Consider the following 9,641-nt stretch of genomic DNA (forward strand, 5'->3'; position numbering starts at 1 on the left):
AGTGCACAAAAATCAAAGGCCGCTTGCGCGGCCTTTTTCATTTACAGCTTCTCAACCGCCCAGGCAATTCCGCTGGCGTACTCTTCCGGCAGCAGCGGCACCAAGGCGTTCAACGCAGCCGTAAGGCGCGCCTGATCGCTGTCAGTGATATTTAAGTGCCCAACCTTACGGCCCGGACGCACTTCTTTGTCATACCAGTGCAGATGCACCAGCGGCTGTTGCAGCCAGTCGACATTCACGTCGGTGCCAATCAGGTTCACCATCACCGACGGCGCGAACACCACCGGTTTCGGCAGTGCCAGACCCAGCACCGCACGCAGATGCAGCTCAAACTGGCTGATCGACGCGCCGTTCTGCGTCCAGTGACCGCTGTTGTGCACGCGCGGCGCCAGTTCGTTGATCAGCAGGCCTTCTGGCGTGATGAAACACTCCATCGCCATCACACCAACGTACTTCAGCTCATGCATGATCGCGCTAAGCATCGCTTCCGCCTGCTGCTGTTGCGCAGCATCGGCCTGCGGGAACGCCACGCTGGTGCGCAGAATGCCGTCCTGATGCAGGTTATGCGTCAGCGGATAGAACACCGTGGTGCCATCCTGACCGCGCGCACCAACCAGCGACACTTCACCGCTGAAGTTAATGCCCTGTTCAACGATGCATTCGCCGTAGCACTCATCCGGCAGCGAATCGGTTTCGTTGGCGCGCAAACGCCACTGACCACGACCGTCATAACCGCCGGTGCGACGTTTCACAATCGCCAGTTCGCCCAGCGAGCTGAACACCTGCGGCCACTCAGCTTTATCTGCCAGCAACTGCCAGGGCGCCGTCGCCAGGTTCAGCTGATCGAGCAGCTGTTTCTGCGTCAGGCGATCGGCGAGACGCGGGAAGATATCGCGGTTCACAAACGCCGGATGCAGCGCCAGCTCGCGTGTTAACGCGGTTTCCGGCCAACGCTCAATCTCTGCGGTGATCACGCTTTCGGCGATCGGCAGGGCAGAAGGTTCGGCATCCAGACCTACCGGATACACCGCGATGCCCAGCGGTTCACCCGCCTGGCGCAGCATACGGCCTAACTGACCGTTGCCGAGTACGCAAACCGGTTTCATGCATCCACCCGCGGATCTGGGTTGTTCAGCACTTCATCAGTCTGGGTTTGACGCCATGTGGCGAGACGCGCCGCCAGGTCTTTGTCATGCACCGCCAGAATCTGTGCCGCCAACAGCGCAGCGTTAGCCGCACCGGCTTTACCGATCGCCAATGTGCCGACAGGAATGCCGCGCGGCATCTGCACGATGGAGTAGAGGCTATCCACACCGCTCAGCGCGGCGCTTTGAACCGGCACGCCCAGCACTGGCACCAGCGTTTTGGCAGCAATCATGCCCGGCAGATGCGCAGCACCGCCCGCTCCGGCAATGATCACATGGAAACCGTTATCTGCGGCGGTTTCGGCAAAGCTGAACAGTTTGTCTGGCGTACGGTGAGCAGAGACCACTTCAACGTGGAACGGAACATCCAGGCTGTTAAGAATTTCCTCGGCGAACTGCATGGTAGCCCAGTCACTTTTAGAACCCATGACGATGGCGATACGAGCCGGGGTGGCGTTGGATGACATGCGTCAACTCCTGTGAATAGTCAAACGAACCTGGCCGGGCGGGCAGGTAAAGAAGGGCACAGAGAATAGCATGAGAAGAGAGCAAGGAAAACGGTTGCGTGGCCGGAAAACGGGCAATGATGCGTCAGGATGGGCAGATGATGAATCTTCATCCCGCTGAGTGTCGAGCCCGGATGCGCCCGACTATTAGGTTTCGATTTTAAAACGGGAATTCGATCAGCTGCACGCCATCGGCATCGACCTGAATCATCGAGCCATTTTCGTGCCAGGCACCGAGCACCACGCGCTGGGCGCTTTCACCTTGCACAACCAGCTCATGCACCGCCGGACGGTGAGTATGCCCGTGAATCAAAATCCGCACCTGCTGGCGCGTCATCGTATCGATCACGGCTTGCTGATTAACATCCATGATGCTCATCGACTTGTGCTGATTGGCTTGCTTGCTGTCGGCGCGCATACGTGCGGCAATGCGCATGCGGATGCGCAACGGCAGGGCGAGGAACAAGCATTGTAGCCAGCGCTGATGCACTTTGGCGCGGAAGCGTTGATAGCCTTCGTCGTCGGTACACAAAGTATCGCCGTGCATAATCAGCACGCGATGGCCGTACAGGCTGAGCACTTGCTCTTCCGGCAGCAACGTCATGCCGCTGGCGCGCGCAAAACGTTTACCGAGCAGGAAGTCTCGATTGCCATGGATGAAGAATGTGGGGATCGGCAGGGCTTTCAGTGCTGCGGCGATTTCACGATGTAGCGGATTAGGATCGTCATCACCAATCCAGGCTTCAAACAGATCGCCGAGGATGTAAAGCGCATCGCAATCGCGCGCTTCACCCTGCAAAAAATGCAGAAAACCGGCAGTAATTGCCGGTTCTTCTGTGCACAGATGCAAATCTGCGATAAACAGCGTGCGCGACATTACTCGCTAACAGTCACTTTCTGGATGACAACGTCGTCAACCGGAACGTCCTGGTGCATGCCGCTGCGGCCCGTTTTCACCGCTTTGATTTTCTCAACCACGTCCATGCCTTCAACCACTTCAGCGAACACGCAGTAACCCCAGCCCTGCAGGCTTTCGTCACGGAAGTTTAGGAAGTCGTTGTCTGCTACGTTGATGAAAAACTGTGCAGTCGCAGAGTGTGGCGCCTGAGTACGGGCCATCGCCAGCGTACCTTTGGTGTTCTTCAGACCGTTGTTGGCTTCGTTACGGATGTCTTCTTTGGTGTCTTTCTGCTTCATGCCAGGCTCAAAACCGCCGCCCTGGATCATGAAACCGTTGATAACACGGTGGAAGATGGTGTTGTCGTAGAAACCTTCACGGCAGTAGTCCAGGAAGTTTTTCACGGTAGCCGGCGCTTTGTCATCGAAGGTTTTGATTACGATGTCGCCATGGTTCGTCTGGAAAGTGACCATTATATTCGTCCTGTTACGGGTGTCGTCAGTATCAACTGCCGCGCCTGCTAAGCGGCGGGGCATTTTTGTAGACGCCTCTTATATCACAAATTCCGATGGCTCGTCAGTAAGGCAGCCACAGAAGGTAAGCGAGCGATGCACAACTGAGAAAAATACGGCACAATACCCAGCTACGCTGGAAAGGCGTATCCCGCAAACGTTAATAACGGAATCGTTCAATGCTGAAGATCTATAACACCCTGAGCCGTCAGAAAGAGGAATTCAAACCGATCCACGCTGGTCAGATCGGCATGTACGTCTGTGGAATTACGGTTTATGACCTTTGTCATATCGGCCATGGGCGTACCTTCGTTGCATTTGATGTGGTGTCACGTTATCTGCGCTATGTGGGCTATCAGCTCAAATATGTGCGTAACATTACCGATATTGAAGACAAGATCATCAAACGTGCCAACGAAAACGGTGAGAGCATCGAGACGCTGACCAACCGTATGATCGCTGAAATGCACAAAGATTTTGACGCGTTAGGTATTCTGCCGCCGGATCTGGAACCGCGTGCCACGCGCCATATCCCTGAAATCATCGAACTGGTTGAGCGTTTAATCGAACGCAAACACGCTTATGTGGCCGATAACGGCGACGTGATGTTCGATGTGCTGAGTGACAAAGGTTATGGCGTGTTGTCGCGTCAGGATCTGACTCAGCTGCAGGCGGGCGCGCGCGTTGAAATCACCGAAATCAAACGCAACCCGATGGACTTCGTGTTGTGGAAAATGTCCAAGCCGGATGAACCCGCATGGAATTCGCCGTGGGGCAACGGTCGTCCGGGCTGGCACATCGAGTGTTCTGCGATGAACTGCAAGCAACTCGGCACCCACTTCGATATCCACGGCGGCGGATCGGATCTGATGTTCCCGCACCATGAAAACGAAGTGGCGCAGTCAACCTGTGCGCACGACGGCGATTACGTCAACTACTGGATGCACTCCGGCATGGTGATGATCGATCGCGAGAAGATGTCGAAATCACTTGGCAACTTCTTCACCGTGCGCGATGTACTGGCGCATTACGATGCCGAAACCGTGCGTTACTTCCTGATGTCGGGCCACTATCGCAGCCAGCTTAACTACGGCGAAGATAACCTCAATCAGGCACGTGCGGCGCTGGAGCGTCTCTATACCGCGCTGCGTCACACCGATGCCAGCGCCATGCCAGCAGGTGGCGAAGAGTTCGAAGCGCGCTTCCGCACCGCGATGGATGACGACTTCAACACGCCGGAAGCCTACTCGGTGTTCTTCGACATGGCGCGTGAAGTTAATCGCCTGAAAACTGAAGACAAAGCCGCCTCTGATGCACTGGCCGCGAAACTGCGTCAGCTGGCGAACGTGCTCGGCATCCTGCAACAGGATCCAGAGCAGTTCCTGCAGAGCAGTGCGCAGGTGAATGATGACGAAGTGGCAGAGATCGAGCATTGGGTCAAAGCGCGTTCTGATGCGCGTGCCGCAAAAGATTGGGCACAGGCGGATGTGGCGCGTGACAAGCTGAATGAGCTGGGCGTGATTGTCGAAGATGGTCCGCAGGGTTCGAGCTGGCGTCGTAAGTAATATTGTCGGGTGCGCGTTTATCGGCACCCGAATAGGCAGATTGAAGGGTGCGCTGTCATCAGCACTCGAATTCTCAAGTCGCAGAGTTCACGTTGATGCGTACCTGAATTTACCAGCCGCACAATAGCAAAAGGGGCGAACCACGGTTCGCCCCTTTTCATTGCCTGAACGCTTAAGCTACAACGGTAATTTTATAACCCGCGAACTCAACTTTCTGACCTGCCACAATCTTGCAGCGCTTACGCGTTTCGATTGTGCCATCAACACGCACTTCGCCATCCGCGATGGCCACTTTTGCCTGCGCACCGCTCTGCACCCAACCTTCGAGTTTCAGCAGGTCACACAAATCAACGTGAGCATGTTCGCCCAAAGAAAAACTGGCCATTATGCCTCCTCCACGTCGTGATACTCTTCGCACGCGACTAATGTATTTTGAATCAGGGTCGCAACGGTCATCGGACCGACGCCACCGGGAACCGGGGTGATATAAGACGCACGCTCAGACGCGCTCGCAAAATCCACATCACCCACCACTTTACCGCTCTCCAGACGATTGATGCCAACATCAATCACCACCGCGCCTGGCTTGATCCAGTCACCCGGAATAAAGCCTGGTTTACCGACCGCCACCACCAGCAGGTCGGCGTGCTCAACGTGATGACGCAGATCTTTGGTGAAACGGTGCGTGACGGTGGTGGTGCAGCCCGCCAGCAGCAGCTCCATGCTCATCGGACGACCAACGATATTGGATGCGCCGACCACCACGGCGTTCAGACCGTAGGTATCGATATTGTAGCGCTCCAGCAGCGTGACGATGCCGCGTGGCGTACAAGGACGCAGCTTCGGTGCACGCTGGCACAGACGACCGATGTTGTACGGATGGAAGCCATCGACATCTTTGTCAGGCACGATACGTTCCAGCACTTTGACATTATCGATGCCGGCTGGCAGCGGTAGCTGAACCAGAATGCCGTCGATTTCGCTGTCATTGTTCAGCGTATCGATCAGTTCCAGCAGTTCGGCTTCGCTGGTGGTCGCAGGCAGATCGTAAGAGCGGGAGATAAAGCCCACTTCATCACAGGCGCGACGTTTGCTGGCGACATAGATCTGCGAAGCGGGGTTCTCACCCACCAGCACCACTGCCAAACCTGGTGCACGTTTACCGGCTGCCAGACGCTGCTGTACTTTTTCGGCAACCTCAAGGCGCACCTGCTGCGCAATCGTTTTACCATCAATAATTTTTGCTGCCATCAGAGAGGAAATCCATCTGTAGAGAGTTAAATCGGGGATTGGCGCCTATTCTGTCAGAAGCGCGTCCGGCTGTCAGGTAGAGATTCATTTCACCCGTGCGTTTCACGACTTTCCGCAGTGACGTGAGGCCGCCTTAGCGCGTATTATGTCCCTCAGGAAATTATGTGGATGCCGTGATGATTTGGTTAATACTCGCCACGCTGGCGGTGGTGTTTGTTGTAGGGTTTCAACTACTGACGGCCGGTTCGCGCCATGCTGCGCAGGCGCTGAGTAAAAGGCTGCAACTGCCGCCGGTGCACATCGAATCGATGCTGTCGCTGATGGGTAAGGATGCGGCCAAAGAGTTCACCGATTACATCGCGGGCGATAATGAAACCCATCTGGCTAACGGCGCAGCGGTGATGCTGATCTGGCAGGTGTTGATTGTCGATGGCAGCGACGAGAACGCGGTGCGCTGGCACGGGATTCTGACTAAAGCTGGATTTTCGGGACTGATATCGCGGCAGCAGCTGTTGCTGGCGCTGGGATTTCTGCGGCAGTTGGAGCCGGAGAGTGCGGAACTGCATGCGCTGCGGGAGCAGTATAATGCGCGGTTTACGCAGCAGGGGATCGAGCTGGAAGGGGAGTCGGGTGAGGTGAGTAATCTGGTGTCGATGAGCGAGTGGCGTAAGCGGCATTGATGGGCGGGGGAGTGTTGGGCATGGGCATGGGTATTGAGGGCGGATGGCGTGCGACGTGAGGCGTACTGCGCGGTCTTCAGGACGAATTGTTCAATGATTCAACACTCTGGAGCCGCAGGGCGGCAAAAACGTTGACGCGAGAGCGTGCAAACGTATAATCCGACGCAACCACTATGCGCCCTTAGCTCAGCTGGATAGAGCACCGGCCTTCTAAGCCGTAGGTCACAGGTTCGAATCCTGTAGGGCGTGCCATTTTCAAGTCTCTAAACTTCTACTGATCCCTTTTTTTCTTCAAAATTTCTGATTTCACTAGGTTTTTTCTGCCCCTAAATTGACTATTGTCTATTTGATATGAATTAAATCAATAAAAACAAAAAATAGGGGACTTGACCTGCTCCCCGTTGATTAATACACCGCGATGTTAGTAATGTCTTCATAAGTCACATGAGGACATCCCCATGAAGAAGAGATTTTCCGACAAACTGATCTTAATGAGCTATCTGGTATACGCTTAATTCTAATCTATACAGGTGATGGTTTGACAACAATGTTTTATTAATCATATGATGATCGAGTTTTGGTTGGGTTGTTTTTAATAATTCTCTTTTTGAATAGTGATTTTTTGGTGTGAAAATAGAATGAATTATCAAGCCATAAGTAAAATATTTAGTCGTAATGTTGTTTTAGAAATGGCAAAAAAGAATAGACTTGATCTCTTTAAGAAGATTGTAATGGATAATTACCCTTCATATAAAGTAGAGGGTAAATCTATATCGAAAATTTATGATGAAATGTATATTATATTAAAAAAGAAGTATAGAAATGAATATATTTATAAAAACGAAATAGCGAAATCAATAATTAGAAAATCTCATAAATTTAATAATGTAAGCTATGTCAATGAGTTTAAAGTTAATGGGTGCATAGCTGATGTTGCTATTTTTAACGACACATCTACCGCTTACGAAATAAAAACCGAACTCGATTCCTTCGATAGACTTGATGATCAACTCTATGAATATAAAGATGTTTTTGAGTATGTGTATGTGGTTGTTCCTCAGAATAAAGTTAATCATGCAATCAAGGTTGCCCATGATACCACTGGTATCATTACTTTAAATGAAAAAAATGTTTTAAATTATGAGAGGATGGCTTCTTCAAATAAAAAATCCTTGTCTAAAGATAAAATGTTTAATTGTTTGAGGCCTTCAGAATACACTCTGTTCTATGAGGGGATTATTGGATCTAAAGCTTTTGGTAAAGCTGCCGATATTAAAGATACGTGTAGAAGTGCCTTTATTGATTTGGATGTTGAAATTGCGCAAAGGGAAATGTTAAAAATCCTAAAGGAAAGAGGGCTTGAGAGATTCGAAAAGGATTATTTTCTTTTTCTTCCTCAGTCACTGTTGGCTACATTATTGAATCTACGATTAAACCATAAAAGCTTGATGACACTTAGGGAAAACATGGTAGAAACTATATGTTAACTGATAAGGAATCACAACATGTACCATTGTTATTTAAGAGCCAAGCAATATGAATTATTAGCTGTTCGGTCATGTTTGCCAAAAATAGTTCAAAAAAATATGGCTGTAATTATTGAGCCAGTTAGAGAAAATAGTAGAGATTTATACAGTTGCCTAAGGGATGCTCAGATCCAAAATGTCAGAGTAATCTTGATAGTCAATCCTAAGTGCGGGGAGCTAGAAGGGAATCAGAGGCTTGCGGAACAATTAGTTGATGGTGCTATCGATTTTTATCCTCAGGTTGAGCTGGGTTATATTGTAGATGATACAACTAGCTATACGCAGTTAAACTCTTTTTTTACTACTTATCAACAGCAAAGTAAGTCTATTATTCATATGGGAAGTTATGCTAATGCGCAGCAGCTCCTTAATATTGAATGTTCAGATGTTTCATTTAAAAGTAATATATTTATTGACGGTAAGTGCAGTACGAATTACATTTCAAACTTTAGTAACACAACTAAGGTTTTAATTCGTGATGGGCTAAATCGCACTCAAACCAATGCTGGTTATGCCGATAATATTATTGAGTTTTTCTCGGATTTGCATTTAAATTACGCTCAGTTGGGATTTCAAGGCTTTGGAGACTTTTCAATAGTTGGCGACCATTTTGCAGAAGGTGGAGGCCAGGCCATCACCGCTGTAATACATCTGACTTATGAGAATGTTGAAAAGACCGAAATTTTAGTTCATCATTTTTTGTCAGACCCTAGAGTCGTAGCTGAAGACGTCGCTATTTTGATAGATGAAGCATTAGAGAAATTAGAAGCTTTCGTCACTACTCAAAGACCTGATATCTTAAACTGGTCAACCGCTTGTCAAGAGTTGATTTCTATTTATAGAACGCCAGGCGAGAGGACTAATTTAGCTTATATCAAAAAGATGACAATAAAAAACCACTTTGAATTAATGCACGATATTCTATAATCCTATTGAGAGGTGCAGGTTGCGCCTCTTTTTTTATGTCTTAAATATTTATTTGATGCGGATTTTTTTGTGGTAAGTTATGTTTTTTCTTTATTTTTCATGAAGGTCATAACCACTTCTTGAGCACAAATAAGATATATATTAATTTTCAATCTATTGAAAATTCTCAATAAGAATAGAAAGGTCCCCCTATTTCCCTCACAATATCTCAGTATCGTTAAGCCGTAATGAAATGCTAACTTACTCCTGAGTCCTAATTAGGTCTTACTCTTTACCCATTGCGCGCTCTCGTATCCCCGCCACGCCTGCCCGCTTTATTGAGTAGTTTTCATGCACAAGAATGAAGGGGTTATGCCGCGCTACGGCTGGGCTGATGAGCCGTTCTTGAGTGCCTTAGACTCATGCGTTTTCATGCAGCATAGACATGCAGTCGTGAGCAGGAAAGCCAGTCAGGAAAAGGGGCGTAAAAAAATCGGCACAAAGCCCGGTTCAGACTTTAGCAGACTGTAATAGCCCCCGTTTAAACCGGACACTTCACCAGTAAGACATACGCATAGAGCTATGTTTAAGGAGTGTCCTGTGCAAAGAATCGAAGTGATCACTGGCGAGCAAAAGCGCCGTCGTTATACTC

Annotated in this window: 10 protein-coding genes and 1 tRNA gene; 5 read left to right on the forward strand and 6 right to left on the reverse strand. The window is 49.9% G+C overall.

Going from position 1 to position 9,641, the window contains the following annotated elements:
* Positions 1 to 41: 41 nt before the first annotated feature.
* From purK to ppiB, 4 genes are all read right to left on the reverse strand, one after another.
* Positions 42 to 1,106 (reverse strand): 5-(carboxyamino)imidazole ribonucleotide synthase, encoded by a 1,065-nt coding sequence (gene purK, locus F3J37_RS13105; protein ID WP_166933766.1) that lies wholly within the window; start codon positions 1,104 to 1,106, stop codon positions 42 to 44.
* On the reverse strand, positions 1,103 to 1,612 hold the full coding sequence (purE, locus tag F3J37_RS13110) for a 5-(carboxyamino)imidazole ribonucleotide mutase (protein ID WP_034828223.1): 510 nt from the start codon (positions 1,610 to 1,612) through the stop codon (positions 1,103 to 1,105). The genes purK and purE overlap by 4 nt, the downstream gene beginning before the upstream one ends.
* Positions 1,613 to 1,811: 199 nt before the next feature.
* Positions 1,812 to 2,528: a UDP-2,3-diacylglucosamine diphosphatase gene (locus tag F3J37_RS13115; RefSeq protein ID WP_166933768.1), complete on the reverse strand. Its 717-nt coding sequence runs from the start codon at positions 2,526 to 2,528 to the stop codon at positions 1,812 to 1,814.
* A complete protein-coding gene (gene ppiB / locus F3J37_RS13120) occupies positions 2,528 to 3,022 on the reverse strand; it encodes a peptidylprolyl isomerase B (RefSeq protein WP_034828227.1) in 495 nt (164 codons plus the stop codon). Before ppiB ends, F3J37_RS13115 begins: the two co-directional genes overlap by 1 nt.
* Positions 3,023 to 3,240: 218 nt before the next feature.
* Here ppiB and cysS point away from each other — a divergent pair, with 218 nt between their 5' ends.
* Positions 3,241 to 4,626: a cysteine--tRNA ligase gene (gene cysS / locus F3J37_RS13125; RefSeq protein ID WP_166933769.1), complete on the forward strand. Its 1,386-nt coding sequence runs from the start codon at positions 3,241 to 3,243 to the stop codon at positions 4,624 to 4,626.
* 172 nt (positions 4,627 to 4,798) lie between these two features.
* Here the strand turns inward: cysS and ybcJ are convergent, their stop codons facing one another.
* The gene (gene ybcJ / locus F3J37_RS13130) at positions 4,799 to 5,011 is read right to left on the reverse strand and encodes a ribosome-associated protein YbcJ (RefSeq protein WP_166933771.1); all 213 of its coding nucleotides are present in this window, start codon (positions 5,009 to 5,011) and stop codon (positions 4,799 to 4,801) included.
* On the reverse strand, positions 5,011 to 5,877 hold the full coding sequence (gene folD, locus F3J37_RS13135) for a bifunctional methylenetetrahydrofolate dehydrogenase/methenyltetrahydrofolate cyclohydrolase FolD (protein ID WP_034828233.1): 867 nt from the start codon (positions 5,875 to 5,877) through the stop codon (positions 5,011 to 5,013). The genes ybcJ and folD overlap by 1 nt, the downstream gene beginning before the upstream one ends.
* Positions 5,878 to 6,053: 176 nt before the next feature.
* Between folD and F3J37_RS13140 the strand changes: the two genes are divergently transcribed.
* From F3J37_RS13140 to F3J37_RS13155, 4 genes are all read left to right on the forward strand, one after another.
* Positions 6,054 to 6,557, forward strand: coding sequence for a DUF1198 family protein (locus F3J37_RS13140; RefSeq protein WP_166933773.1), 504 nt, complete (start codon positions 6,054 to 6,056; stop codon positions 6,555 to 6,557).
* A gap of 175 nt (positions 6,558 to 6,732) precedes the next feature.
* Positions 6,733 to 6,809 (forward strand) — tRNA-Arg (locus F3J37_RS13145).
* A gap of 386 nt (positions 6,810 to 7,195) precedes the next feature.
* On the forward strand, positions 7,196 to 8,044 hold the full coding sequence (locus tag F3J37_RS13150; protein ID WP_166933775.1) for a sce7726 family protein: 849 nt from the start codon (positions 7,196 to 7,198) through the stop codon (positions 8,042 to 8,044).
* 18 nt (positions 8,045 to 8,062) lie between these two features.
* Entirely contained in the window at positions 8,063 to 9,010 is a 948-nt protein-coding gene (locus F3J37_RS13155; RefSeq protein WP_166933780.1) for a sce7725 family protein, read from the forward strand.
* The last annotated feature ends 631 nt before the right edge of the window (positions 9,011 to 9,641 follow it).

Origin of the sequence: Candidatus Pantoea communis, from assembly GCF_011752685.1 — a bacterium.
Taxonomy (GTDB): Bacteria; Pseudomonadota; Gammaproteobacteria; order Enterobacterales; family Enterobacteriaceae; genus Pantoea; species Pantoea communis.

Excerpts from the sequence above, each read along its gene's own strand:
- purK (WP_166933766.1), bottom strand. The coding sequence starts at position 1,106 with ATGAAACCGGTTTGCGTACTCGGCAACGGTCAGTTAGGCCGTATGCTG.
- purE (WP_034828223.1), bottom strand. The coding sequence starts at position 1,612 with ATGTCATCCAACGCCACCCCGGCTCGTATCGCCATCGTCATGGGTTCT.
- F3J37_RS13115 (WP_166933768.1), bottom strand. The coding sequence starts at position 2,528 with ATGTCGCGCACGCTGTTTATCGCAGATTTGCATCTGTGCACAGAAGAA.
- ppiB (WP_034828227.1), bottom strand. The coding sequence starts at position 3,022 with ATGGTCACTTTCCAGACGAACCATGGCGACATCGTAATCAAAACCTTC.
- cysS (WP_166933769.1), top strand. The coding sequence starts at position 3,241 with ATGCTGAAGATCTATAACACCCTGAGCCGTCAGAAAGAGGAATTCAAA.
- ybcJ (WP_166933771.1), bottom strand. The coding sequence starts at position 5,011 with ATGGCCAGTTTTTCTTTGGGCGAACATGCTCACGTTGATTTGTGTGAC.
- folD (WP_034828233.1), bottom strand. The coding sequence starts at position 5,877 with ATGGCAGCAAAAATTATTGATGGTAAAACGATTGCGCAGCAGGTGCGC.
- F3J37_RS13140 (WP_166933773.1), top strand. The coding sequence starts at position 6,054 with ATGATTTGGTTAATACTCGCCACGCTGGCGGTGGTGTTTGTTGTAGGG.
- F3J37_RS13150 (WP_166933775.1), top strand. The coding sequence starts at position 7,196 with ATGAATTATCAAGCCATAAGTAAAATATTTAGTCGTAATGTTGTTTTA.
- F3J37_RS13155 (WP_166933780.1), top strand. The coding sequence starts at position 8,063 with ATGTACCATTGTTATTTAAGAGCCAAGCAATATGAATTATTAGCTGTT.